General features: G+C 49.4%; 18 protein-coding genes, 1 CRISPR repeat array and 1 other annotated feature. Of the genes, 16 read left to right on the top strand and 2 right to left on the bottom strand.

Features of this window, described 5'->3' with window-relative positions; all coding sequences use genetic code 11:
* Positions 1-41: 41 nt before the first annotated feature.
* Complete coding sequence (locus AC2JF6_RS01030; protein ID WP_500728888.1) at positions 42-923, bottom strand: LysR family transcriptional regulator; 882 nt, start codon at positions 921-923, stop codon at positions 42-44.
* A gap of 224 nt (positions 924-1,147) precedes the next feature.
* On the opposite strand from AC2JF6_RS01030, the gene AC2JF6_RS01025 reads away from it, so the two are divergent.
* The 13 genes from AC2JF6_RS01025 (at position 1,148) to AC2JF6_RS00965 (ending at position 18,866) form a co-directional block, all read left to right on the top strand.
* Positions 1,148-2,935, top strand: a complete 1,788-nt coding sequence (locus AC2JF6_RS01025; protein WP_500728887.1) for an FAD-binding protein — start codon at positions 1,148-1,150, stop codon at positions 2,933-2,935.
* 45 nt (positions 2,936-2,980) lie between these two features.
* On the top strand, positions 2,981-4,801 hold the full coding sequence (locus AC2JF6_RS01020; protein ID WP_500728886.1) for an FAD-binding protein: 1,821 nt from the start codon (positions 2,981-2,983) through the stop codon (positions 4,799-4,801).
* An 18-nt stretch (positions 4,802-4,819) separates the two neighbouring features.
* Complete coding sequence (locus AC2JF6_RS01015) at positions 4,820-6,235, top strand: DASS family sodium-coupled anion symporter (protein WP_500728885.1); 1,416 nt, start codon at positions 4,820-4,822, stop codon at positions 6,233-6,235.
* A gap of 487 nt (positions 6,236-6,722) precedes the next feature.
* Positions 6,723-9,485, top strand: a complete 2,763-nt coding sequence (gene cas3 / locus AC2JF6_RS01010) for a CRISPR-associated helicase Cas3' (RefSeq protein ID WP_500728884.1) — start codon at positions 6,723-6,725, stop codon at positions 9,483-9,485.
* Positions 9,478-11,148, top strand: coding sequence for a type I-E CRISPR-associated protein Cse1/CasA (locus AC2JF6_RS01005; RefSeq protein ID WP_500728883.1), 1,671 nt, complete (start codon positions 9,478-9,480; stop codon positions 11,146-11,148). The genes cas3 and AC2JF6_RS01005 overlap by 8 nt, the downstream gene beginning before the upstream one ends.
* An 8-nt stretch (positions 11,149-11,156) precedes the next feature.
* Entirely contained in the window at positions 11,157-11,813 is a 657-nt protein-coding gene (gene casB / locus AC2JF6_RS01000; RefSeq protein WP_500728882.1) for a type I-E CRISPR-associated protein Cse2/CasB, read from the top strand.
* Positions 11,803-12,888, top strand: a complete 1,086-nt coding sequence (cas7e, locus tag AC2JF6_RS00995) for a type I-E CRISPR-associated protein Cas7/Cse4/CasC (protein ID WP_500728880.1) — start codon at positions 11,803-11,805, stop codon at positions 12,886-12,888. The genes casB and cas7e overlap by 11 nt, the downstream gene beginning before the upstream one ends.
* On the top strand, positions 12,869-13,570 hold the full coding sequence (gene cas5e, locus AC2JF6_RS00990) for a type I-E CRISPR-associated protein Cas5/CasD (protein WP_500728878.1): 702 nt from the start codon (positions 12,869-12,871) through the stop codon (positions 13,568-13,570). The genes cas7e and cas5e overlap by 20 nt, the downstream gene beginning before the upstream one ends.
* A 12-nt stretch (positions 13,571-13,582) precedes the next feature.
* A complete protein-coding gene (gene cas6e, locus AC2JF6_RS00985) occupies positions 13,583-14,251 on the top strand; it encodes a type I-E CRISPR-associated protein Cas6/Cse3/CasE (RefSeq protein WP_500728877.1) in 669 nt (222 codons plus the stop codon).
* On the top strand, positions 14,241-15,188 hold the full coding sequence (gene cas1e / locus AC2JF6_RS00980; protein ID WP_500728876.1) for a type I-E CRISPR-associated endonuclease Cas1e: 948 nt from the start codon (positions 14,241-14,243) through the stop codon (positions 15,186-15,188). The genes cas6e and cas1e overlap by 11 nt, the downstream gene beginning before the upstream one ends.
* On the top strand, positions 15,188-16,069 hold the full coding sequence (gene cas2e / locus AC2JF6_RS00975) for a type I-E CRISPR-associated endoribonuclease Cas2e (protein ID WP_500728875.1): 882 nt from the start codon (positions 15,188-15,190) through the stop codon (positions 16,067-16,069). The genes cas1e and cas2e overlap by 1 nt, the downstream gene beginning before the upstream one ends.
* Before the next feature lie 29 nt (positions 16,070-16,098).
* A CRISPR array of direct repeats spans positions 16,099-17,041; the repeat unit is 28 nt; unit sequence GTGCTTCCCGCGTATGCGGGGGTGATCC.
* A 174-nt stretch (positions 17,042-17,215) separates the two neighbouring features.
* Positions 17,216-18,172, top strand: coding sequence for a glycosylasparaginase (locus AC2JF6_RS00970; protein ID WP_500728874.1), 957 nt, complete (start codon positions 17,216-17,218; stop codon positions 18,170-18,172).
* A 49-nt stretch (positions 18,173-18,221) separates the two neighbouring features.
* Positions 18,222-18,866, top strand: a complete 645-nt coding sequence (locus tag AC2JF6_RS00965; protein ID WP_500728873.1) for a copper homeostasis protein CutC — start codon at positions 18,222-18,224, stop codon at positions 18,864-18,866.
* Between the two features lie 97 nt (positions 18,867-18,963).
* On the opposite strand, the gene AC2JF6_RS00960 is transcribed toward AC2JF6_RS00965, so the two are convergent.
* On the bottom strand, positions 18,964-20,787 hold the full coding sequence (locus AC2JF6_RS00960) for an FAD-dependent oxidoreductase (protein ID WP_500728872.1): 1,824 nt from the start codon (positions 20,785-20,787) through the stop codon (positions 18,964-18,966).
* Between the two features lie 132 nt (positions 20,788-20,919).
* Between AC2JF6_RS00960 and AC2JF6_RS00955 the strand changes: the two genes are divergently transcribed.
* From AC2JF6_RS00955 to AC2JF6_RS00945, 3 genes are all read left to right on the top strand, one after another.
* Entirely contained in the window at positions 20,920-21,816 is an 897-nt protein-coding gene (locus AC2JF6_RS00955; protein WP_500728871.1) for a LysR family transcriptional regulator, read from the top strand.
* Between the two features lie 69 nt (positions 21,817-21,885).
* Positions 21,886-22,120, top strand: a binding site (T-box leader).
* A 92-nt stretch (positions 22,121-22,212) separates the two neighbouring features.
* Positions 22,213-23,577, top strand: coding sequence for a branched-chain amino acid transport system II carrier protein (brnQ, locus tag AC2JF6_RS00950; protein WP_500729094.1), 1,365 nt, complete (start codon positions 22,213-22,215; stop codon positions 23,575-23,577).
* A 120-nt stretch (positions 23,578-23,697) separates the two neighbouring features.
* On the top strand, positions 23,698-25,761 hold the full coding sequence (locus tag AC2JF6_RS00945) for a copper-translocating P-type ATPase (protein ID WP_500728870.1): 2,064 nt from the start codon (positions 23,698-23,700) through the stop codon (positions 25,759-25,761).
* The last annotated feature ends 109 nt before the right edge of the window (positions 25,762-25,870 follow it).

The raw sequence follows: 25,870 nt of genomic DNA, 5'->3' as shown, positions 1-25,870 counted from the left end.
AAATTCGGTGTTTCCTAGGCTTCGGCATAGGGTCAGCTGCCTTACGGCTTGAAGTGCCGCAGTATTTCAATCCCCTGTCTTTGGTACTTGTTGGGAACAAAGCTCTTGCGCATGGCAATTTGCATGTAGGCCCAAAGTTTCTGACCGGGTTTTAGGCGGATGACGTGAATTTCCGGAACATTTTTGATACTGCTCTCCATTGCTAGGGCAATGCCGACGTTGCGTTGCACAAGGTCAATCATCAGTTTCATTGTGGTTGCGGTGTAGATGATTCGGGGAGCAAAGTCGCCTAAGCGGGCCTCTTCTTCCAGACACTCCCTGGTTAAATAGCCGCGTTCGCGCGCAATAAAACCGCGACTGCGCAAGTCGCTGGCATTAACCTCGCTTAGGTCCCTCCAGGGATCGTCCGGCCCGGTGATGATCACGAGTTCGGTCCTCTGCAGGTTATGGATAAAGTATTCCGGGTCGTTGATTGGCACCATCCACGAGTAGATTGCGACGTCAACGTTGCCGTTAGTCAGATCGGAAAAGGCATCGGCAGACCTTTCAATATGGGTGTCCAGCAAGTTAGTGATGTGAGCCCGGTAAAATTCCTGGACAATGTCGGGAATGTAAAAGCTTCCGGCTTCGCCTGAAAAGGCCAGCCGGATTTTTTTGTCGCTTGCGTGGGTCACGTCGTAGTTAATGCTGGCAATATCTTGCAGCAAAATCTTGGCTTTCCGGTACAAGAGGTCGCCGGCGGTGGTCAAAGCAATTTTGCTTTTGCGGTGCTTTTGAAGGAGCAGCGGATCGGCGAACTTGGCTGCCAGGCGCTTGACCGCCATTGAAATAGTTGGCTGGGTCACGTTGAAATAGGCGGCGGTTGCCGTATAGCTCCCGGTCTCAACCAGCTTGCAAAAGTATGAAAGGTCTTTTTCGTTCATTTTTCCCCCTAAACTAATAAAATTTTTTTATAAGTATATCTTTTTAAATTATATTAAATTCTGCCAAATATGCAAGCATTCCCCACATCACGGCGTTTATGGACGCATTTGTGCAAATATGGCCGGCAAAAATTTATTAGACTTCCTTTTCTTGATAAGATATATTTTTATCAACAAGACATATTTCACTTAACAGATTTTTTAGGAAAGTGCAGGTAAGAATTTTGATCTACGATTCAAGTCTCAAGTGGGATGCGGTTTACGACGTGATCGTCGTGGGCTTTGGCGGAGCAGGTGCGGGCGCGGCCCGGTTTGCGGCCGATAAGAATGCGCGGGTGCTGCTGGTCGATGCGGCTCCGGAAGGACACGAGGGCGGCAATACCCGCTATGCCGGCGGTGCATTTGCCTGGAGCGATAGCTTTGACGATCTGCGTGACTACTACAAGCAGACTTATTACCCCTTTAAGTATGACCCTAAGGCCCTTGATGCCTTTGTCAATAATGTTTTGCAAATGAAGGAATATGCCCAAAAGTATTTTGGCATTGAAGCCGAATACACGGGCAGGCGTCCCCAGGGTGAGTACCCGGAGTACCGTCATGCCGCTACGATGCGCTCGCAGAGCGTGACGGCGGGCATGTACAACGGGGGGTTCTGGAAACTGCTGCGTAAGAAAGTTTACGAACGCCTGGACAAGATTGACGTTTGGTTCGCAAGTCCGGCCGAGCACCTGGTTCAGGACCCGACAACCAAGACAATCCTGGGTGTCCAAATCAGGCATAACGGCGTTACTAGGAATGTTGCTGCAAGAAACGGCGTTGTATTGTCCTGCGGCGGCTTTGAAAATAACCAGGACATGATCCAAACTTTCTTGGGGCAGGGGTCGCTTGCACCGATTGGCACCCTCTACAACAAGGGCAAGGGCATCGACCTGGCCGTTGAGGCGGGTGCGCGCTTATGGCACATGTCGAACTACGATTCGCACGGTTTTTCGCTGAATGAAAACGAGCCGCGGGAAAAGTTCGCCTACATGATCAACTGGAAGAGCCTGTTTAACGGCAGCATCTTCGTGGCCGGTGATGACGGCACGCGCTATTACCGTGAGGACGAGGAAGATCGCCACGGCTACAAGTACAACCACGGCAACTGGATCATGCTGCCTAACCAGAACCACCCGCACATCGTGTTGGACCAAAAACAGTATGACCAGCTGGAAAAAGATGAGTCGGACAAGGCTGACCAGATCAAGCAGCTGCTCACCTACGCGGTTAAGGCGGATTCGCTTGCGGCCCTAGCAGAAAAAATTGCGGCACCGAAACTGGCCGAAGCGGTTGCCGACTTTAACTTCATGAGTGCAAAGAAAAAGCGGGACATGTTCTTGAACCGCGATATTGCGACCATGCGTGCCTTCGGCGCTGGCCCCTATTATGCGATTGCCATCCGGCATAATATTTTGCACACGCACGGGGGCGCGCGCCGCAACGAAAAGTGCGAGGTTCTTGACCTGGATAACAACGTGATCCCGCACCTGTATGAGGCGGGGGAGCTGGGCGATATTTTTGCGACCAAGTACATTGGTGCCAACAGTATTGCTGACCTGCTGATCTCCGGCAAAATTGCGGGTGAAAATGCGGCCTGGCCTAAACGCAGGTTGGCAGCGGTCGACGTTGTGACCGGGGCTTCCGCAAATCCCGACCTGAAGTCGGATGCGCACGCCACCTCAACTGACTATGAGGCTGGTGCAAACCAGGGAATAGGGATCAGTGAAAACGGCATTAACGACGTGCCGATTGTTGTGCGCGTGACTGTTGACGGCGATCGTATTGCTGACATTGAGACGCTCCAGCAAAAAGAAACGCCATCCCTCGGTGGCAGGGCCATTCCGGTCTTGCAAAAAGCGATGCTTGCCCAGCAGACAACCGCCGTTGACGCTGTGAGCGGCGCAAGCACAACCAGTGCGGCCTTCAAGGAGGCCGTTGACCAGGCGCTGATGAATGCAAAAAACAATAAATAAATGAGATCACAAAAAATTATCTAGGAAGAGAGGTTGAAAAAGAAGATGAAAATTGACGAAACAATGACCTGGAACGGTGATTACGACGTGGTTGTTTTGGGTTTTGGCGGTGCCGGCGGCACGGCCGCCCGTTTTGCCGCTGATAACGGTGCACGCGTCCTCCTGGCTGATGCCGCACCATACGGGCACGAGGGCGGCAATACCCGTTATTCGGCCCAACACGTGGCGATGGGCCACGATAAGGACCAGCTGACAGCTTACTTTAAGCAGCTTGCCGCACCATTTGCACTTGATGAAAAAACACTGGACGCATACCTGGATGGCTTTGTGGCAATGCCGGAATACTTTAAAAAACACTTTGGCATCAACCCGTTTATTTGGTCGCGCGACTACAAGCCGGGCGATCATCTGGCTAACAAAAAGCGTCTCTGCGAGTACCCGGAGTATGATGGTGCCGACACATTTGATTTTGCCCTGGTGCACAATAGCGACTTTGATGCCGAATTGTGGAAGGTTATCCGTAAGCAGGTGATGAAGCGACCAGACAATATCGATGTCTGGCTAAATTCTGCGGCCACCCACCTTTTACAGGATCCTGACAACGGCGAGGTCCAAGGGGTCGTGATTAACCGCGACGGCAAAGACTACTATATTCACGCCAAACGCGGCGTTGTGCTTGCAACCGGTGGCTTTGAAAACAACGCGCAGATGCAGCAGGACTACCTGCACGTCACCCGCCTAACGCCACTCGGAACGCTCTATAACACAGGCGCGGGCATCAAGATGGCCGCTGAGGTCGGTGCCAAGATGTGGCACATGGGCAATTATGAATCACTGGGCATTGTTCCCAGCTACGTAATCGCTGAGGGCGAAAATCAGCGCGGCCGTCAGGTCAGCGGGTGGAAGAACGTTAAGTCCGGCTCAATTTTTGCGGTAGCCGATGATGGCAGCCGCTTCATGCGTGAAGATGCTAAGTTCAGGCACGGACACATTTACCAGCATGGCGATTACTTGCTGCCGCATGCCTATGACAACGCGTGGCTGGTTTTTGACCAGAAGCAGCTTGATCGGTTCCGCACGGAAGAAAAGCAGGGAACGCTGAAATACCAGCATTTCTTTGACAAGTTAGTCAAGGCGGATTCTTCCGCGGCGTTGGCGCAAAAAATGGGCGTGCCTGCCGCTAACCTGACGGCGACTATCAAACGGTTTAACAAGTATGCTCAAAACGGCGAAGACGCCGAATTTAACCGCGCACCAAAGACGCTCGAAGCGCTTGCAGACGCAGGAACACTTTACGCAATCAAGTTGGCCCCGGCGGTGCTGAACACGCAGGGTGGTCCGCAGCACGACGAATTTGCCCGTGTTCTTGACGAGAATAACCGGCCCATTAAGCGTCTGTACGCGGCCGGAGAACTGGGCGGAATGTGCGTCAACCGCTACCAGGGCGGTGGCAACCTGGCCGAATGCCTCATTTTTGGCAAGATTGCGGGCGAAAATGCGGCAAAATTGCCGGAGACCGCTGCAAAAATTGCTTTCGGCAAGCGGCTGCCCCAAATCAACGACCTCCAAAACGGCTACAAGGAGGACCAGATCAAGCTGGAAAACAACCAGTACCTGGGTTCATCGGAAGCCGGAATTGGTGGCCGGATTCTCGTGCGAGTCACCTACGAAGAAGGCACGATTGAAAATATCGAGGTGCTGGAAAACCATGAAACCGAAGGCATTGGAGCCGTTGCCATTGAGCGCCTGCCACGGGAAATGGTCGACCAGAATACCACCGCCGTTGATGCGATCTCTGGGGCTTCAACAACTACTACGGCCCTAAGGGAAGCGGTCAACGCGGCAATCAAGAAGGCAAAGAAATAATTTGAGGGAGTATGAAAAATGTTAGATAAATTTGAATGGAAAAAGTGGCTTCTGCCGCTTGCAGTTGGCATAATTTTATGGCTGCTGACGCCGGTTAAGCCAGTCGCAATCAACACGCAGGCGTGGCACCTGTTTGCTATTTTTATTGCAACAATCGTGGCTTGCATAACCAAACCGTTGCCAATGATGGCCACAACCATTATTGCAGTTGTGATTGCTACTCTTAGCGGCATCTTCAAGATGGATGAGGTAACGGCCGGATTCGGCAACTCAACCGCCTGGATGGTGGCAATGTGCATGTTCATGGCTGCCGGCTTCATCAAGTCGGGTCTGGGCAAGCGCATCGCCTACTTCTTTGTCAAGACCTTTGGCAAAAGAACGTTGGGCCTGGCTTATGCCTTGTCACTGGTAGAAACCGTTTTGGCAATTGGCATCCCCAGCAACAATGCGCGGGTAAACGGCATCATGTACCCCATTATCGATAACCTTTCTAAGGAAATGGGCTCTGATCCGAAAAAAGGCACGCAAAGGAATATGGGCTCATTTTTGGTCTTTAACGAGTACGAGGTCAACATTGTTACTTCAACCATGTTCTTGACGGGTCTGGCCGGCAACATGGTGGCGCTTGGAATTGCCAAGACGCAGAACATCACTATTTCGTGGATGCAGTGGTTCGTGGCCGCAATTGTTCCTGGACTAATCTCGCTGCTCATTGTGCCGTTTGTTCTTTACAAAATTTATCCGCCTAAGGTCAAGGAGACCCCCAACGCACACGCCTGGGCAGAGGGCAAGCTGCAGGAGTTGGGCAAAATGACGGCTGCGGAAAAAATCATGGCCGTTGTCTTCGTCCTGGCGGTCATCCTCTGGCTGGTCGGTTCCAAGTTTGGCATCGACGCAACTCAGGTCAGCTTCATCGCAGTGGCACTACTCCTTATTTGCGGCGTTATCAACGTGAAGGACCTATTGGGACAGAGTTTTGCCTGGAACATCTTGACCTGGCTTTCGATTATTATGCTGATGTCGCAAAAACTCATGCAGCTCGGGTTCTTCCCGTGGTTTTCTAAGACTCTGGGCAGCAGCCTGCACGGCATGAACTGGATCTGGGTGCTGGTTATCTTGTACCTGGCTTACTTCTACCTGCACTACCTGTTTCCAAGCGTATCAACGCAGATTTCGGCACTTTACGCGGGCTTTTTGTCGATTGCAATCGGTGCGGGCGTCCCACCAATCATGGCCGCTTTGATGCTGGCTCTCGATGGCTCGCTTTACCTGTCAACGTCAAGCTATTCGGCTGGTCCAGCGGCATTATTGTCTTCAACCGGTTACGTCTCAAGCAAGGACTGGTGGAAGTTAAGTGCAATTATTGGCGTTATTCTCAATATCATCTGGCTGGGTGGCGGTCTCCTGTGGACCAGGGTGATCGGCATGTGGTAGCAACTAAGGACTCTAGACTTATACCCCTGTCTAGGGTCTTTTTTTGTTAGAATTAGGTAATGGAGCACGTTTTCATCATTGATGCTTGTTAAAAATTTTGTCCCAGGATAATAATTATTTAGTTACCAAGGATTTTTATTTCAGAATGAATTACCTTACTGGTAAGCTTGTATCGTATGGGCATAATCCAAAAGTTTTTGTAATTTGTTTGAAAGTGTATAATAGTTTTACATTTGTTTCCCGCATGTTGGCGGGGGTGATCCTCATAGGATTCTTTGATTATAGTGCTTCCTGCGATAAGCAGGGGAAAAGACAAAAGTTAGCGGGCAGCCGCTAACTTTTTTTGTGGAATTGATTGAGGGCTGTCTGGAACTTGTCAAGCGAAGATACGATGAAGACAGCTAAATTAATTAAAGATGCACTTGCAATTAATTTGCAACCATAGTATTCTATAATAAAAATAATAAATACCGGGGAAAGGAGAAGAATGAATACAAAAGTAGAAGCAAAGACACTCTGGGCGAAAAAGCGGACGGACAACGGTGAACAGCTCTGGCTGCCCCTGCTAGCCCATTTGACTGATACGTCCAATGTAATAAATTGGTTGCTCAGCCATAAAGTTTGTGCCGGTACCAAAAATTGGCTAAGCGCAAGTGTGGGCAGTGAAAGCGAGTTGCGTAAATTAGTTAAATTTTTAGGGTTCACTCATGATATCGGTAAGGCAACGCCGGCGTTTCAAACCAAGCCCTCGTACAGCGGTGATGATGGCTTGGACCAGAAGCTAATCGACAACCTAGTTGATGCGGGGTTTTCGCGGTTGAATGATTTTAACGGAGTGGATCGAAAATACTCTCCTCATGCTAGGGCCGGGGAGGCTTTGCTGGAAGACATGGGCGTTCCTGATTCGATTGGAGCCATTATCGGCGGCCACCACGGTGATGCGGGGCCGGATTTCCCGGCCGATCAGCTTGATTCATATCCGGCTAATTATCGGCAGTATGATACGGCTAATTCTGCAACTGGTGCAGGAGTGGTCCAAAAAAATTGGCAAGCTGTTCAAAATGAAATTTTTGCTTTGGGCTTGCGGCGCGCCGGGTATCAGTCTGTTGCAGAAATCCCGGCGGTTGGCCAAGCTCAGGCAGTTATTTTAGAAGGTCTCTTGATTACGGCCGATTGGTTTGCTTCAAGTGAGTTTTTAGGCAACGATCGCAATAAGAAATTATTTCCGTTGATTCATTTGGACCAGACGCTAGACGATCTTGATTTAGAAAGGCGCTTCGAGGCAGCGGTTGCAGCTTGGGATGTTAGCGGAGATTGGTATCCTGAAAAAGTTGATGTGGCCAATGATCCCTACAAAAAGCGCTGGGGTTTTACCGCGCGGCCCGTGCAAAGGGTGATCACAGAGGCGATTGCGGGTACCGCAGATCCTGGCATGGTCATCATCGAAGCACCCATGGGACTGGGAAAAACAGAAATTTCTTTGATTGCTACGGAACAATTAGCCTATGCGACCCAGCGTGATGGCCTGTTCTGGGGGCTGCCGACCCAAGCCACGAGTAACGCCATGTTTACGCGCGTCAACACGTGGCTGGGTGAGATAGCAGGTGAGCAAAACGATAACCTGGCCATCAAATTGCTGCACGGCAAGGCCCTATTTAATAAGGAGTATGCCAATTTGCCCAATGCCAGCAACGTTGGCGATGCTGGCGCGGTCGTTGTTAACAGCTGGTTTTCTGGTAAAAAGTCAATTTTAACAAAGTTTGCGGTGGGCACGATTGATACGCTTTTGCTAATGGCTCTGAAGCAGAAGCACTTGTTTTTACGGCACCTGGGGTTTAGTGACAAGGTCGTCGTGATTGATGAGGTGCACGCCTATGACGCATACATGAACCAGTATCTCTACCGCGCACTTGAATGGTTAGGCGCCTACCATGTACCAGTAGTGCTGCTCTCGGCCACTTTACCAAAAAACAAAAGAGTACAACTCTTAAAATCGTATTATCGGGGCAAATACCAAAAGGAATTAGCAACAACTGGTGAATGGGCAGAATCTCAAGCATACCCACTCTTAACTGTTATAGATGGCGCCGAGGTGAAACAGGTTTCGCACTTCGCCGGACAATCAGATCAAAAACCGGTCAGCCTGAAGGTGGAACGAATCAACTTAGAAGATAAGCAGTTAATCGAATCCGTCTTAACCACAATTAAAGACGGTGGGATTGCGGGAATAATTGTCAATACGGTTAAAAGGGCGCAAGTGTTGGCAAGTCTGGTTAATGCCGAAGACGTTGAATTGATTGTTCTGCATTCGGCATTTCTCGCGCCCGAGCGGACCAAGATTGAAGACCGGCTGCAATTTAAGATCGGCAAGGGGGGAACACGGCCGCACAAGATGATCGTGATTGGCACGCAGGTGCTTGAACAGTCGCTGGATATTGACTTTGATGTGCTTTATAGCGACATCGCGCCCATGGACCTGCTGCTGCAGCGGGCCGGCCGGCTGCATCGGCACCTGATTGACCGTCCAGCAAAATTGCGCGATCCTCAGCTCTATGTGATGGGGATTGAAGCGTGGGGAAATTATGGTGCGGGAAATGAGGCGGTTTACGAAAAGTACCTGCTCATGAAGACAGATTACTATTTAAACGATGAAATTCGGCTGCCAAATGATATATCTGTCCTCGTCCAAGAAACCTACAGCGACAATAACGACCCCGATATTGCTGATCTTTCAATGGCCAAGGCCGAATTTGACCAAGACCTTGAACGATCGGAGAGTAAAGCTAAGGTCTTCAGAATTAGGGCTCCGGCTAAACGGAAAAGAAAAACCTTGCACGGCTGGCTAGAACGTTCGCATAGTTCAGTGGATGAGCAGAAGGCCCAAGCAGCGGTTCGCGATATTGCAGAAACAATTGAAGTGCTTCTTTTACAAGAAAAAAAGCACCGCATCTTTCTGCTTGATGGCAGACCAATTGCAGCCTGCCAGTCTAAAGAGGTCGCGGGGCAAATTATTCGTTTGCCGACGGTGGTTAGTTTCGATGCCGATGACATTATTGATGCGCTAGAGGAAACTACTGGCAGATATTTTCCCTCTTGGCAGTCGGACAAGTGGCTAAAGGGCGAACTAGCAGTAGTATTAGATGCTAACCACAGTGCCACTATTCATTTGAAGAATAAGAAGCATGATTGGCTCTTACATTATTCAGCTAAATTCGGCTTAAAATTAACAAAGGAGGAAACTAATGAATGATCAGCATTTTAATTTGGTCAGTGATCCGTGGATTAAAGTAATCGATTTGAATGCGGAAACCCAAACGGTATCGATGTGCGAATTATTTAAAAATGCCAATCAGTACCGGCAGTTGGCTGGTGAGATGCGTTCACAGGACCTGGCAATTATGCGCTTTTTGCTTGCGGTTTTGCAGACGGTTTATTCACGCTTTGATGCAGGGGATGAGCCTTATGACTGGCTAACGGTTGACCCGGATGATTTGCGCGTAACGGGTGCTAGTGACTACGATGAAGATGACCTGCTTGATACGTGGGAAGACTTATACCATGGTGGACACTTTACCGGTGTGGTGGCGGACTACCTAGAGAAAAATCAGGAGCGCTTTGATCTGTTTGGCAAGCATCCCTTTTACCAAGTGACAAGGGAGGAATATGACCGGTTCGTGCCGGCCAAATACAAAATAGAAAAGGGCACGGGGACGGTTGCGGTCAAGCAAATGAACCGCCGAATTTCGGAAAGCAACAACACGCCCGATCTCTTTTCGCCCAAGGTTACAGATTTCAAAAACGATTTAGCGGTGGCCGAATTGGTGCGTTGGCTCATTTGCTATCAAAATTTTACGGGCGTGACCGATAAGGCAAAGATTGAAACCGCTGAGAAGTTCTCAACCCCCGCCGGTTGGCTGTATAAATTGAATCCGGTCTATGTCAAGGGGAAGAACATGTTTGAAACGCTGATGTTGAATCTGGTTTTAGCGGGCGATGAGTACCACCAAGAAAGGCCGGTCTGGGAATATCAGGAGATTGGCGAATACATTAAGTGGCGCAAGACGGCATTGCTGCCGGATAACCGGGCGGCAATATACACGGCCTGGTCGCGGATCATTCACATTGAATGGTCAAGCGACATGACCCCAACGATTTTTAGTGCTGGCATTCCCATGTTTAGCCCAAGCAATGCGTTCATCGAACCGATGACCGTTTGGAAAAAATCCAAGGATGATGTGTTTGTGCCTGCGGTTAAGGGAAAACAGTCATTGAGCATTGCAATGTGGCGCAGGTTTGGCGATTATGTCAACCCCGACAAGTCTGACGGTATCCACAGGCCGGGAATAGTCAGTTGGCTTAATGAGCTTAAAAGGGAGAATATTATTGATCGCCGAAAACGCATTTCATTGGTCTCTGGCGGCCTGGTAAGCGATGGCAACGCCACCTCGCAATCACCATACGCCGAAGTCGCGGATGATTTGACCATGGACCTCGACGTGCTTTTCGATGATAGTGCAAACTACTGGCCCAAGCGAATCGCGGATACAATTGATCTGACCCAGGATGTTGCCAAAAGCTATTGGGGATTCGTCAAGGAGCTGGCAGACATCCGAAATATTGATTCTAAAGCATTTAGCTCCAAGTTAACGGCTAGATTTTACGCTCGGTTGAACGTTCCGTTTAAAGAATGGCTCGCCAGCCTGACCAACCAGGATGATCGCGACGTTAAGATCAACGAATGGAAAAAGGAATTATGGCAAATTGTTAACTCGGAGGTGGAAGACTTTATGAAAAATAGTTCGCCGCGTGATATTAAGGGCATCGTAGACGATAAGAAAAATTTGCACAATGTTTTTGTGGCGAAGAACAGGTTGTTGGGCAGCATTTCTAACAAATTGAAAATCAGGTGGTGAGACAAACTATGAATAAAATAGGTATGAAGACCAATTCGATTATCATGCACATGCATGAGTCAAAAAATTATCGTGGCGTGCTTGCAAGCATCCGCGGGGCAGCAAGCTTTGAAAGCCCCCGGGCGCAGGCGGTCTGGCCGCTGATGATGGCATCATTGGATGCGGACATGTTAAGCACAAATGGCAAGCCGTCCTATGCCGAAAAGGCAATATATGCGGCCCTGAGGATGTATGCAATCCACCAGCAGGGAAGGGATGAGTTGGTTTATGGGCGCATTCAGCGCAAAAACAACCCCAATTCAAGGGCTGCCATAACGGCAGAAGCCGATTCAGATAAGAAGCAGGCAGCAGGCAGCGATTTCTTCACGGCGCTGGCAGAATTGAGAAAAAACGAAGATCTGGAAGTAGCCTTGGATCGACGGGTTAGACAAACCCTGTCAACCACGGACGTTAACAGCGTTATCAACTCGCTTAATCACCTTATCGGGATTATTAAAGCAAATAATTCACGGGTAAAGATTGACTACGCCAAGCTTGCCGAAGACCTCTACCGCTTTCAAATGAGCTATGAATCGGCAAACAAGGTTCGACTCGACTGGGGTCAAAAATACTATGGTTACAATTATAAAAAGGAAGAAAAGACAGGAGAAAAAAATGAAGACTGATAATAAAAACTTGTACGTTGACCTTCACGTGCTGCAGGCCGTTCCATCATCTAACATCAACAGGGACGACACGGGTGCGCCCAAAACTGCACTTTACGGTGGAGCCGTTAGGGCGCGCGTTTCATCACAAAGTTGGAAGCGGGCAATGCGCCAGGAATTTAACAAGCAGGAGCTTGGTGCGGGCCTAAGAACCGTACGATTGGCCCAATTGCTAACGGAAAAAATTACGGAACTGGCTCCTTCTTTGCCAGAAAAAGACGTACAGGCCAAGGTTAAAGAGATTTTTAAAAGCACGGGCATTAAGCTGAATAAGAACGGCGAGACCGGTGCCCTGCTGTTGGTAAGTCAGGGACAGGTCGAAAAGATTGCCCAATACGTATTGGACCACGATTCGATTGATAAAAAGGAATTAAAGCGCTTGTTCAATGGTGGGCAGTCGGTGGATCTGGCCTTGTTTGGGCGCATGGTCGCTGACAATCCCGAATTAAACGTTGAAGGGTCGGCCCAGGTGGCGCATGCAATCTCGACCCATGAAGTGATTCCCGAATTTGATTACTTTACGGCCCTTGATGATCTTCAAAAAGAAGACACAACGGGAGCCGCGATGCTTGGAACGATTGAATATAATTCCTCCACGCTTTATCGCTACGCAAACCTGAATTTCCCTGAGTTGGTCCGTAATCTGGGCTCAGAAACGGCAATTGAGGGAGCGGTTGAGTTTATCAAGTCGTTCTTATTGTCAATGCCGTCCGGCAAGCAGAATACCTTTGCCAATAAAACTCTGCCGAATTATGTGATGATCACGTTAAGGACCGACACGCCGGTGAACCTGGTTTCGGCATTTGAAGAAGCGGTGAAGTCGAACAAAGGCTACGTTAAGCCTTCAATCGAACGAATCGAAAAAGAATACAAAAACACCGCCAAAATGGTCGAGCCGCCGGTTAAGACGTGGATCTTGTCAGTGGACGATGATAGTTCTTTAGAAGATTGCCAGGTAGCTAATCTGAATGAATTGATTGAGCAAGTATCCGGTGAGCTTGAACGCGTGGTGCAAGATGAAAACGATAACGATTAAACTGTCGGGGCCGCTGCAATCATACGGGAATGAGGCAAGCTTTAATCAGCGCACAACAGACGCCCATCCGTCAAAGAGTGCTGTCATTGGAATGATTGCCGCTGCTTTTGGCTATCAAAGAGACGATGAGCGCATCAAGGACCTTAACAGGCTTGATTTTGCGGTGAGGGTTGATCAGCCGGGCACCCTTCTAACTGACTTTCAGACGGTCGAATGGAAGAAGGACACCCGGAAACTGACTTATCGGGGCTACATCCAGGACGCGGTCTTCGTGGCTGCCGTTGGGAGCGCGAATGATTCACTGATTGAAGAAATCAAATATGCGCTGCGTCACCCCAAGTTTCAGCTCTTCCTCGGTCGGCGGGCGAATGCCCCGGCCGGCGTTTTACAAATAGATGAGTTTACGGATGCTGGTCCGGTGCAAGCCCTAGCCAGATTGCCCTGGCAGGCAGCGAACTGGTACCAGGAGCGAAAAGCAATTGAGGCAAACGTCAACGTGGAATTATTTGCTGATGCCCAACTTTTGGCTGACGAAAAATATTTCATGGTGCGCGATAGCGTCGGTTCTTTTGATCAGCGTAATCGATATTTCAATTATCGGCCAGTTGCACGTGTTTGGAAAAAAGTGCCTAATCCCAGGTTTAAGGAGAATAGCGAGCACGATCCGTTTGCGGCGTTGTAGGAAAGGAGCAAAATGTATCTATCAAGGGTAAAGATCGATGTTAACAATCGACAAAAAACCAAGGATTTAACGCATCTAGGCGCTTACCATAATTGGGTTGAGCGGAGTTTTCCAGACGAGGTTGCACAACAAAGCCGGACCCGTAAGTTATGGCGGATTGATACCTTAAAAAATGAAAAGTACCTGATTGTTTTGAGTGAAACCAGGCCGGACCCAACGGCGCTTGTAAAGTACGGGGTTGAGGGTACGGTGATCACCAAATCATATGATAACTTGTTAAATTCCCTGAAGACCGGTCAGTACCTGCGGTTTCGCCTAACCGCCAATCCAACCCATTCGGTGATTGTACCGGGCGAAAAAAGGGGACGAGTCTTCCCTCACGTTACGGTTGACCAACAAAAAGATTGGCTCATCAAAAAAGCTGAAACGGCCGGTTTTCACATTGTGCAGAAACTAGGAAACCCCGATCAATATCTGTTTGATGTTGTTGACCGTGATCATCTGGTCTTAAAGCATAAGAACGAAAGACCGATTCGACTGAGTCGCGTTTCTTTCGAAGGAATTCTTGAAATAACGGATTTGGCGACGTTCAAAAAGGCATTAGTTGATGGGATAGGCCGTAAGAAAGCCTATGGCATGGGATTAATGACAGTAATTCCGGTTGAAAAAAATGAGACATAATGTTGGCGCCAAAAAGCCGGAACTGGTTGAATTAGGACGCGTTCAAGATCGAATTACCTTCCTTTATCTAGAACATGCAAAATTAAATCGCCAGGATAGCGCTATTGTGGTCGCCGATAGCAAAGGCACCGTGTTTGTTCCGGCAGGCATCATCAGCGTCTTGATGCTGGGGCCGGGGGTAGACATCACCCACCTGGCAATGGAATTGATTGGTGATGCGGGCATGAGTGTGGTCTGGGTTGGCGAAAGGGGCGTTCGCCAGTATGCCCATGGCCGTGCGTTGAACCATTCGTCCTTGCTAATCGAAAGACAAGCCAAACTGGTATCTAATACGCGTTCAAGAATAGCGGTTGCGCGCAAAATGTACCAAATGCGTTTTCCGAACGAGGATTTTGCAAATTTGACCATGCAGGAACTGCGCGGAAAGGAGGGAGCAAGGATTCGTCAGGTTTACCGTGAACTTTCAAAAGAAACAAAGGTTCCCTGGCGCCGGCGTGAATATAATCATAACGATTTTGATTCTGGCACCCCGATCAATAAGGCTTTGACTGCCGCGCATCAGGCCCTATATGGCCTTAGTTACAGCGTTATTGTTGCCCTGGGAGCCTCACCCGCATTGGGCTTTGTGCATACCGGGCATGATTTGTCTTTTGTTTATGACTTTGCAGATTTATACAAGGCTGAAATTTCAATGCCAATCGCATTTAAAATGGCCGCGGAGTATGAAGAGGGCGAGGATATCGCCTCTAAAACCAGGTTGGCTATGCGTGATACGTTTGTGGATGGGAAGATAATGACCCGGATGGTTAAAGACCTGAAGTTTTTGTTAGACGCTGAAGATGATCAAGAGGTCGAAAGTTTGGGGTTATGGGATGACAAAGTGGGCCTTCAAAAATTTGGCGTGCAGTATTCTGAACACGACGAAGGCAAAGCATAATGATAGTCATTACCTTAACTAAAGTTCCACCCTCTCTTAGGGGCGATCTAACCAAGTGGTGCCAAGAAATTCAGACTGGTGTATACGTTGGCAACGTAACCGCGAGAATCCGTGATTTGTTATGGGAGCGAATTATGCGTGACATCGGCAACGGTCAGGCAACAATGGCGTTTAATGCTAAAAATGAATTTGGCTATCAGATTAAAACAACCAGACCTGATTATCAGGTTATGGATTTTGATGGAATCCCGCTAGTAAAACGCTTGAATCGGGTCGACGCTCCTGTCAAACATGGCTTTAGCAATGCTGCAAAATGGCGCAAGGCCAAGGCTAGTATGCGTAAACGTTCTGTTGTAGATGGTCAGGTTTCTTTCATTGCACTTGATATCGAGACCACGGGTCTAGACCCAACGAAAGATCAAATAATTTCGATTGCGGCGGTCAAACGAAAACCAAACGGGACAAAGGAACATTACGATGTTTTTGTTAAAAATGACCAAAAAATACCCGCTAGCATTGTTAAACTAACAGGCATCTCAAATGAAATTCTGAAGAAGCAAGGCGTTGAATTAGCTAATGCACTGCATGGATTGAAAGCGTTTGTTGAAAAATTGCCGCTTGTCGGCTATAATTTATCTTTTGATGATAGGTTTATTACAACGGGATTTAAAAACATCAATGATGTGGGTTTATCCAATAAATTAATTGACCTAATGCCGATTGTTAAAAAGAAAAATAAATTTTTGGACAATTATATGTTAGGCACCGTTTTGAAAAAATACGACATCAAAAATTTGAGGCCACATGAGGCAAAATCAGATGCTGAGTCAACCTTGAGTCTTGCAGAAAAACTAATTAAAAACGGGGATCTTCAAATTTAGAAACGTTGATTTTATGGGATTTTTTTAGTGTGCTTCCCGCGTATGCGGGGGTGATCCTAGTGAAGTCACCATTTTTTGAACTGGCACCTGGTGCTTCCCGCGTATGCGGGGGTGATCCAATTTGGGATTACGACGGGGCAAACACTGGTGAGTGCTTCCCGCGTATGCGGGGGTGATCCTAGCTTGCAGTGCGGTTAGTGCCGTCAATCTGGGTGCTTCCCGCGTATGCGGGGGTGATCCCATAGTAACCCTAGTTATATTGCTGGCGATATTGTGCTTCCCGCGTATGCGGGGGTGATCCTCTAATGAATCAATATGTAACTCTTGTGATTCAGTGCTTCCCGCGTATGCGGGGGTGATCCTACCCGGGCATTGACGGGGGTGTAAAGCTCGGTGTGCTTCCCGCGTATGCGGGGGTGATCCCCCTAGCGCTTTAATTATGCTCATCAAATTACAGTGCTTCCCGCGTATTCGGGGGTGATCCTGTACATATACTTATCGTCAAAAGTTGAACTGTGTGCTTCCCGCGTATGCGGGGGTGATCCCAGAAATATCTAAACTTGGGAGACCACCAGGCGGTGCTTCCCGCGTATGCGGGGGTGATCCTGAACCAAGCTTATGAACAGGGAATAATTCAAAGTGCTTCCCGCGTATGCGGGGGTGATCCTTCTCCTTTTCTAAATTGATAAACTTTTTTATCGTGCTTCCCGCGTATGCGGGGGTGATCCTATAGCAAGACGATTATCCGCGGCGACATTATCGTGCTTCCCGCGTATGCGGGGGTGATCCCTCCATAGGACTATTGACATCGTCGAAATCTTCGTGCTTCCCGCGTATGCGGGGGTGATCCTCACAATTGACTTGCCAGAGCCGGGCGGACTAAGTGCTTCCCGCGTATGCGGGGGTGATCCTTCCTCCTCAATTACCGAAATGATATATGCTTGGTGCTTCCCGCGTATGCGGGGGTGATTCCAAAGGCCGGACAAAATGGTGATCCTAAAAAGTTGTGTGCAAGCCGAGTACGTGGTTAAAGTTACCCGGATCAACAATATTGGTTACGAAGATTGCGGCACGTAATTTTTGCCACTTGTCGAATTTGCCGGTCTGGACTAAGATTTGAGTAATAAAAGTAGGAGGGGTAAAGAGATGAACAAATGGGCAGCAATATCAACCTGGAAAATGTCGTATGACGGGCTTGCCAAGGCAGGTGAAATGTTAAAAAATGGAAACAGCGCTGGCGATGCGGTTGAAAAACTAGTTAACGCGGTGGAGGCCAATCCGACCTACAAGTCGGTGGGCTACGGCGGTCTGCCCAATGAGGACGGTGTCGTGCAGATGGACGCGGCCTTCATGGATGGCGACACACTGGCCCAGGGTGCGGTCGGGGCCATTGAAAACGTCAAGCACGCTGTTTCCGTGGCGCGCAGGCTGAGCGTAAACAAGACCAGCAGTTTTTTGGTCGGTGCGGGGGCCAGCAGGTTTGCTATGCAAAACGGCTTTGAAATAACCAACATGCTGACCGCACGGGCCAAGGAGGACTGGCGCATGCGCCTTGGCCAGCTCAAAGAAGATGAGTTGCGTCCGTACGACGGGCACGACACCGTTGGTGCGGTCACCTTGGACAAGCACGGCTCGATGGCTGCGGCCACCTCGACTTCCGGTCTCTTCATGAAGAAGGACGGCCGCATTGGGGATTCGCCCTTGTCCGGATCCGGCTTTTACGCCGATAGCGAGGTCGGTGGTGCCACCGCCACGGGCCTGGGCGAAGACATTATGAAGGGCTGCTTGTCCTATGAGATTGTCCGCAGGATGGCGGACGGCATGGCGCCGCAGGCCGCTTGCGATCAGACGCTCTATCCCTTTGTCGCCAAGTTGACGAAGCGCTATGGTCAGGCCGGTGCAATCTCGCTTATTGCCCTAAACAAGAAGGGAGAATGGGGCGTGGCCACGACCATCGCATTTCCCTTCTGTGTGGCAACCGGGGAACGCGCGGCGACCATCTTTGTCGCCCAGCCGGGTAAGAAGGGCACCACAACAATTAGGGCTGCTTCCCAGGCCTGGTTTGATGAATATGAAAAACAAAGCGGGAAGCGGCTCGATTAATACGATTACTGATTAGATGGTGCTTTTTATCAAAAAGAGGTTGATTATTATGCTGAAGGAAGCATGTGTTGAAAGCTTTGCTGCTGCCGTCAAGATGATTGGCGCCGGCGCGGGCCGGATTGAATTAAACAGCGATCTGGGGGCCGGCGGAACGACCCCGTCATTTGGTCTAATTAAGCAAACGGTTGAGTATGCCCACCACCGCCACGTACCCGTTGTGGTGATGATTAGGCCGCGGGGCGGCGATTTTGTTTACAGTGACGGTGAAATTGCGGTAATGGAAAGCGACCTGCAGGCTGCCTCCTTGCTTGGTGCCGATGCCGTCGCTTTTGGCTGCTTGACTGCTGCAGGTCAGCTCGATAAACGGTTGATGAAGCGGCTCTTGGGTCTGTCTCAGGTGCTCGGACTCCAAGCAGTCATGCACATGGCCTTTGACGCCATTCTGCCTGAAGACCAGCATGCAGCGCTTGACTGGCTGAGCGCACACGGTGTTAAGCGCGTGTTAACGCACGGCGGGAATCTTGACCAGACGATTTTTGCAACGCTTGTCCACCTAAAAACGCTGGTTGAGTGGGCCGGCACGCGCATTGAGATACTGCCGGGTGGCGGCATCACCGCCGCCAACGGCGAAGAGATTGCCGCCCGCTTGGGCGTGGCGCAGCTGCACGGAACGAAGATTGTAAAAGGTGCTTAAGCATCAAAAAATCCCCTGTCAAAGAAAAATGAGCCCCGAGAGCTAGATGGCTTTCGGGACTCACTTAAAAAGGCAAGAGGATTTTTTTAATGAATAATTATTTGGTATCCCTTATATATTCGTAGGCATTCATGGCGGCGTGGCGACCTGAGTTCACATCATGCGCACATGCAGAACCGCCCAGTGTAATAGTGTAAACGTCCCGGTACTGCATGGTTGAATCCATACCGGAAGCATACAGTCCTGGTATCTTGGCAAAATCAGCAGTCACAACTTCAAAGTTTTGGTTTGAGCCAATTCCGCCGACGCCAATTAGGTTGGAAGGATCAAGCCGGGCAATGTAGTATGGACCTTCCTTCATGGAAACGAGCATTTCTTTGTCCTTGTTGAATTCCAGATCGTGCCCGTTGTCGCAGTATGAATTATAATTTTCCATGGTTTTGAGCAAAACGTCCTCTGGCAGGTTAACCGCTTTTGCAAGCCCCGCAATTGTATCGGATTTAAACAATGAGTTGCCTTCGTTGGTTATAACCGCGTTGGCCAAAATTTGGTCTGCGTCCGGAACATCCTTAGTGATTTGGTCATAAATGCTTTGGGTGAAAATCTCGTAGGTAACCTTGGTCGACTTAATTGCCATCCGCTGGTAGAGCAGGTTGTACTTTTTGACGTTCTCGTTGATCAGGCGCCGGCCGTCTTGGTTGACAAAAACCACTGGTCCGCCTGATGGCAAGGACATGAAGCCGTTGATGGGATCAATGTACAGGTGAACGCCCTCGTGCGGCAATGCCTGGATGTAGTTCATCATAAATTCTGGCGACTCTTTTAATAAGTCCTTTGCACCAACGGACATGGCCATTTGGTAACCGTCGCCGGTGTTGCTTGGCATTGAGCAGTAGTGGATATTCTTGGTTGACCAGCCCTGCTCTTCAAGCAGCTTAGGATTGTGCCCGACGCCCCCCGTTGCCAGCAGGGTGGCCTTGGCATTGATCTTGATACTGCCCTGAGGACCCTCCGCGTAAACACCCTTGACGGTGCCTTCTTCGTAAATAATGCTGGTTGCGGCCGTTTCAAGCATGAATTCTGCCTTGAGCTCGTCGGCCTTCTTTTTCATGTAAGGAACGTAGCCAACGGAGGCAAAACCACCCTTAAACCAGTGGAAGGTTGGAAACATGCAGGTGCCGTGGTAGTCGTCAACGCCGGTAAGCTGAACACCGAGATCCAGCAGCCAATCAATATTTGCAGCAGAGTTGTTAATTAAGTCAACCCAGAATGATCCATCCGCACGGTACTGCCCCAATTCTGCTTCTTTGGCAATAATCTCTTCCGGTTCTGCATGTATTCCGGCTTCAGCCTGCATCTTGGTATTGATGCCAAAAATGCCCTCAACGCCGCCACCATTGCCGGCAACAAAACCGTTCTTGTCGATTACCATTGTTTTCATTCCCAGCTGCCGGGCCTGCACAGCGGCGGCCAGACCTGAAATGCCGGCACCGACGATTAACAGGTCGGTATCATATTCCTTAACCACGTGCTCAGGCGTTTTGCGCCATTCGGCATATGTCTTCTCGCCGCTGACCGGGTCAGGAGTCGTGGGCACGTTTTTGGCGGATTTTTTGCGTGTAACGGATTTAAATTCGGCAATGTTGCCGCCAGCCTGCTCAATGGCCGAACCAACAGCCTGGATGAGCCCGCTGAAGGAATGGGAGGCACCGGAAACCGCGTCAACGTCGATGCTTTGACTATTGATGATTTCATTAGGAATTTTAGTAAAGACGGTCTCTTCTAAACTTCCGGGCACCATCTTTCTTTGGGGAACTATTTTCGTGATTTTGTTGTCCGCAATCTCAATTTCTAACGGCATGGTTTCGTTTTCATATTCTTGCGCGATAACGGAATAGTTGCCATCTTTCAGTTTTTTCATCATTATTCTCCTCATAAAAGCTATAATAGTTTTGCTAACATTTATACAGTTAATATAACATTGTTAAGAGCAACACAAATAATCAGAAAAATGATTATTAATAAGATTTACTAATAACAGAAGGCAATTAAAATGAATTATGATCACTTGGCCGTTTTTGTTAATTTGGCAGAAACACTGAATTTTTCTCGTACTGCCCTGCAGATGAATTTATCCCAGTCTGCAGTCTCCCAGACTATTTTGGCAATGGAAAAAGAACTGCACTTTTTATTGTTTTACCGGACCCGAAAGCAGGTTAAACTGACGGAAAGCGGTGCAGACTTTTATCGTTCGATAAAGCCGCTATTAAACCTCTACAATAAATCGGTTCAAAATGCGCAGCAAATAGCGCGCAGAAGAGAAAACGACCTGACCATTGGCTACAGCGGAACGCCGTATGAAATTTTGCTGCTCCCTAAAATTATCAAAAAATATCAACACGACAAGGCAGATAATTGCCCCAATATTTATTTGGAAAATTTTGCTCACAATGATTTAAAGAACCATTTATTAAATGGCGACTGCGATATTATTTTCACAATGCCGGACATTGTTGCCAAGGAAGATAACATTCGGTACATGGACTTGGTGGAGGGCAAGTACTGTGCGACTTTTTTGGGAACAGCTGATACTGAAGGAGCGCCCTTAAAATTAAGTGAACTGCGGGACCACCGCTTGATTTTTCTTGATAGTCAGTGGTGCCCACCATCACAAAACGAATTGCAAAAGGCGATTACAAGGACAATTAAGGATGTGAGTCTCGTTTATTCAAACAACATACTCAATTCGCACGTTATGATCCAGGCTGGCCTAGGAGTTGGCATCTGGGCTAATTTTGTTTCCACTTCTGACAAGCAAAATGAATACAGCATCCCCTTAGATTACCCCGTTAAACCACATTATGGCATAGCCGTGCTTGCTTACGAAAAGACTGAGACAGCGCAGGCTTTTGCTGGGTGGCTAAAGAAAAATTATGAATTTTTGGCATAAGCAGGCAAGTCCGTTTATGCTAAAATTGCTTGACAAGTTATTAATTAATAATTAAAATAATTCTAATATTTATTGGCGTTGAAGAGAAGAGTAAGATTGCACGTAGCGCGCTAGAGAGTCCTGGTGCTGAGAACGGACCGTGATGGCAGTCTGAAAGTAGCTCGGAGCTATCTGGTGAAAAATAGGAGTAGCCAGTACTGGTAGCACCCATTATCGTGCAAGCGTATCGCAGCAGCTGTACGTGCAGTGACCGTAGTTTAACCTGCGGTAAATGAGGTGGTACCGTGCCTAAAGCACCCTTGAGTGAAATCAAGGGTGCTTTTTAATAGCATGGGCATTTGGCAAATTGCCATTTTGCTGAGTAATGAAAGGATTATTCTTATGGATGAAACAAAGTTGGACTTGAACACGAAACCACTAACATGGAGGCAGTACATTGTAGTTGCCTCGCTCTTGTTTGGGCTGTTTTTTGGGGCGGGCAACCTGATATTTCCAATCCACTTGGGCCAAATGGCTGGCGCCAACTGGGTAGCGGCCACGCTGGGCTTCTTGCTTACGGCGGTGCTTCTGCCCCTACTGGCGGTTTTGGCAATCAGCACCAGTCACGCTAAGGGCGTATACGACATCGGCCGCCCCCTGGGCAGAAGTTTCGCCTTGGCCTTCATGGTTTTGATTCACCTGACGCTGGGCCCGCTGTTTGCTACGCCGCGGACGGCCAGCATTTCTTTTTCCGTCGGCCTCCAGCCCGTACTGCCGGCAAATCTTACCAAACCGGCCCTGCTGCTTTTTTCGGCCCTTTTCTTCATTGCAGCGCTCGCGGTTTCCTATCAGCAATCGACCATTTTGGCTAGCGTGGGCCGAATATTAAACCCAATATTTTTGCTTTTGCTCTTTTTTGTCTTTCTGCTGGCTTCTCTTGCCCCGATGGGTGCCGCAAAAATGCAGCCGGTCACTGCCGCTTACCAGGGCGCATCCTTTTTTAACGGCTTCCTGCAGGGCTACAACACGATGGATGCCTTGGCCGGTCTGGCCTTTGGCTACACGATTGTGTCGGCGGTGCGCCAACTAGGCAAAACCACGGCTAAAAGCAACGCCAAGGTCACGGCAATTGCCGGCATCCTTGCCACGGGGGCAATCGGGGTTATTTACGTTATCTTAATCTGGCTTGGTGCAACGACGCTCAACCACTTCAAGATATCGCCGGAAGGCGGCACCGCTTTTAACCAGATTGTGACGTACTACCTGGGTGGCTTTGGGCACGCGCTCCTTGCAACGCTGGTGACACTGACGTGCCTAACGACGGCGGTGGGGCTCTTGGCCGCCTTTGCGCAGGACTTCCACCGCAGTTTTAGCAAAGTCAGCTACCACACGTGGCTCGTCTTGATGACCGGCGCGTCCTTCATAACCGCTAACTTCGGCCTTGATACGATTATTACCTGGTCGACCCCGATGCTAATGTTTCTATACCCGATTGCAATCGTGCTGATCATCCTGTCGATTGGCGGCTCGCTCTTCGGCCACGATCCGCTAGTCTACTACTGGGGAGTGGGGTTGACCGCAATCCCAGCGGTTTTGGATCTGTTTGCATCTTTCCCGCCGGTTATTAGTCGGACTTCCTGGGCACTGCAACTGCGGACGTTTCAGGTCAACGTCCTGCCCTTTGCCAGAATTGGCCTTGACTGGATTATTCCCGCACTTGTCGGCCTTGCAATTGGATTAGTGCTGCATTTTTGCCATGGCAGGCAAGCGGAGAAGGCATAGCCGTGCCTGATAATATAGTTTTAGTTTTGAGCCTCTTCATTGACATTGACCACTGATCAAAGTAGATTAAAGTAAAGAGTAATCGCTGATAACTGATTGGACCTGATTAAAGTGAATAAAATGGAAATGGGAAACAAACAGAATAATAGCAATCTCCAGCCGGCAAAGCATGATGCGGAAATGAAGATGGACCATGGCGCTATGCCTGCGATCGACGGCCAGGACATGATGGAGCATGGCGGCCGCATGATGCACATGGGCAACTTGAAACAAAAGTTCTGGGTTTCGCTAATTTTGTCCCTGCCGATTCTCTTCTTATCACCGGCAATGGGCGTTCACTTGCCCTTCCAGTTTTCTTTTCCGGGTGCGGAATGGGTGGTCATGATTTTTGCGACCATTTTGTTTTTATATGGTGGCGGACCCTTTTTCAAGGGCACTGTTGCCGAATTAAAGCAGAAAAAGCCGGAAATGATGACCCTTATTTCCCTGGGCATCACAACCGCCTATGTTTATAGTCTTTACGCCTTTATCCACAACAACCTGCTGCACGGCAGCAATCACATCATGGATTTTTTCTGGGAACTGGCAACCTTGATCCTGATCATGCTTTTGGGACACTGGATTGAAATGAATTCTGTAATGGCGGCCAACAGCTCGGTGCACGACCTGGCTAAGTTGCTGCCGGACAAGGTGCACGTTCAAAGTGGAAAGCAAACCAGCGATGTTCCCGTCAACGACGTTCGGGCGGGGGCAATTATTCAAGTTAAGCCGGGAGAAAGCATTCCTTTAGACGGCGTAGTGCTGTGTGGCACCAGTCAGGTTAACGAGTCATTAGTGACGGGTGAGGCGCAGTCAGTTGCCCGCAAGGAAAACGACAAAGTAATTGGCGGCTCGATCAACGGTGCGGGTCTGCTCACCGTGAAGGTCTCTAGTGCTGCCGGCTCGGGCTTTTTGGCAAGCGTCAATAAGCTGGTCCAGTCGTCGCAAATGGCTAAGTCGCAGCTGCAAAATCTGGCGGACCGTGTTTCGGGCTGGTTGTTCTACGCTGCGCTGGTTGTGGGAATTATTGCCCTAATCGTTTGGACGGCCGCAAGCGGGATTGCCGGTGGTCTTGAGCGGATGGTCACGGTGCTGGTGATCGCCTGTCCGCACGCCTTGGGGCTTGCAATTCCGCTTGTCAATGCCAAGAGCACGGCTCTGGGGGCACGGCACGGGCTGCTAATCAGGAACCGGAACGTAATCAGTGCCAGTCCCAAAATCAATTACCTGCTGCTTGATAAGACGGGCACGCTGACGGCCGGCAAGTTTCAGGTCCGTGGGTGTGCCAGTCTGGACAACACCGTTTCTGATGAAGCCGTTCTCGGTCTGATTGCAACGCTCGAGCAGGATTCAACGCACCCCATTGCACAGTGCATCCTCCAGTATGCCCGGGAAAAGCGGGTCGCATTTTTGCCTATTTCTGCCGCTAAAAATCTGGCGGGACAAGGAGTAGCAGGGACAATAGGCGGACAGTCCTACCAACTGGTTAGTGAACGGGCGGCGCGTGCACAAGTGGCGGATTTTCCGCACGTAGAAACGCAGGGCTACACGGTCAGCTACCTCCTGCGCGGTGCGCACGTCTTAGGCTACGTTGAAGTGGGGGACCAAGTCAAATCGTCCGCAGCCGCCCTGGTTAAGCAGATTAAGCAGCGGAACATCACGCCCGTCATGCTCACGGGCGACAACAAGAGCGTGGCCCACCGCATTGCAGAAGAAGTGGGCATAACGGATGTATATGCGGAACTAATGCCCCAAGATAAGGAAAAAATTGTGGCGAAACTGCAAAATGCGGGCAACAAGGTAATGATGGTGGGCGATGGCATCAACGATGCACCGAGTTTGGCCCGCGCCGATATCGGCGTTGCCATCGGGGCAGGTACCGACGTGGCGATTGATTCCGCCGATGTTGTGCTGGTCAACAGCAACCCTACCGACGTCATTAGTTTCCTCAACCTGGCCCAGGCCACCGATAAAAAAACCGTGCAGAATTTGTTGTGGGGTGCAGGCTACAACATTGTTGCGCTGCCCCTAGCCGCGGGTCTGCTGGCGCCTCTGGGCATAACCTTTACTCCCGCTGTCGGCGCGCTCTTAATGTCGCTGTCGACCGTTATTGTGGCAATCAACGCTGAGACGCTGAAAATGTGAGACCAGACAAGCTAAAAAAGCACTTTTCGGAGTGCTTTTTATTTGGGAAAAAGTTGGCTAATTGTTTTAAATAATTAAATAAATACGTATTTTTTTAAAATATTGAAGA

The sequence above is a fragment of the Lactobacillus sp. XV13L genome (assembly GCF_059900875.1).
The sequence above is the reverse complement of the archived record's forward strand: the minus strand, read 5'-3'. Positions and strand labels throughout refer to the sequence as shown.

Bases quoted from the DNA above. Each gene is read 5' to 3' on its own strand.
- AC2JF6_RS01030 (WP_500728888.1), bottom strand. From the start codon at position 923: ATGAACGAAAAAGACCTTTCATACTTTTGCAAGCTGGTTGAGACCGGG.
- AC2JF6_RS01020 (WP_500728886.1), top strand. From the start codon at position 2,981: ATGAAAATTGACGAAACAATGACCTGGAACGGTGATTACGACGTGGTT.
- AC2JF6_RS01015 (WP_500728885.1), top strand. From the start codon at position 4,820: ATGTTAGATAAATTTGAATGGAAAAAGTGGCTTCTGCCGCTTGCAGTT.
- cas3 (WP_500728884.1), top strand. From the start codon at position 6,723: ATGAATACAAAAGTAGAAGCAAAGACACTCTGGGCGAAAAAGCGGACG.
- AC2JF6_RS01005 (WP_500728883.1), top strand. From the start codon at position 9,478: ATGAATGATCAGCATTTTAATTTGGTCAGTGATCCGTGGATTAAAGTA.
- casB (WP_500728882.1), top strand. From the start codon at position 11,157: ATGAATAAAATAGGTATGAAGACCAATTCGATTATCATGCACATGCAT.
- cas7e (WP_500728880.1), top strand. From the start codon at position 11,803: ATGAAGACTGATAATAAAAACTTGTACGTTGACCTTCACGTGCTGCAG.
- cas5e (WP_500728878.1), top strand. From the start codon at position 12,869: ATGAAAACGATAACGATTAAACTGTCGGGGCCGCTGCAATCATACGGG.
- cas6e (WP_500728877.1), top strand. From the start codon at position 13,583: ATGTATCTATCAAGGGTAAAGATCGATGTTAACAATCGACAAAAAACC.
- cas1e (WP_500728876.1), top strand. From the start codon at position 14,241: ATGAGACATAATGTTGGCGCCAAAAAGCCGGAACTGGTTGAATTAGGA.
- cas2e (WP_500728875.1), top strand. From the start codon at position 15,188: ATGATAGTCATTACCTTAACTAAAGTTCCACCCTCTCTTAGGGGCGAT.
- AC2JF6_RS00970 (WP_500728874.1), top strand. From the start codon at position 17,216: ATGAACAAATGGGCAGCAATATCAACCTGGAAAATGTCGTATGACGGG.
- AC2JF6_RS00965 (WP_500728873.1), top strand. From the start codon at position 18,222: ATGCTGAAGGAAGCATGTGTTGAAAGCTTTGCTGCTGCCGTCAAGATG.
- AC2JF6_RS00960 (WP_500728872.1), bottom strand. From the start codon at position 20,787: ATGAAAAAACTGAAAGATGGCAACTATTCCGTTATCGCGCAAGAATAT.
- AC2JF6_RS00955 (WP_500728871.1), top strand. From the start codon at position 20,920: ATGAATTATGATCACTTGGCCGTTTTTGTTAATTTGGCAGAAACACTG.
- AC2JF6_RS00945 (WP_500728870.1), top strand. From the start codon at position 23,698: ATGGAAATGGGAAACAAACAGAATAATAGCAATCTCCAGCCGGCAAAG.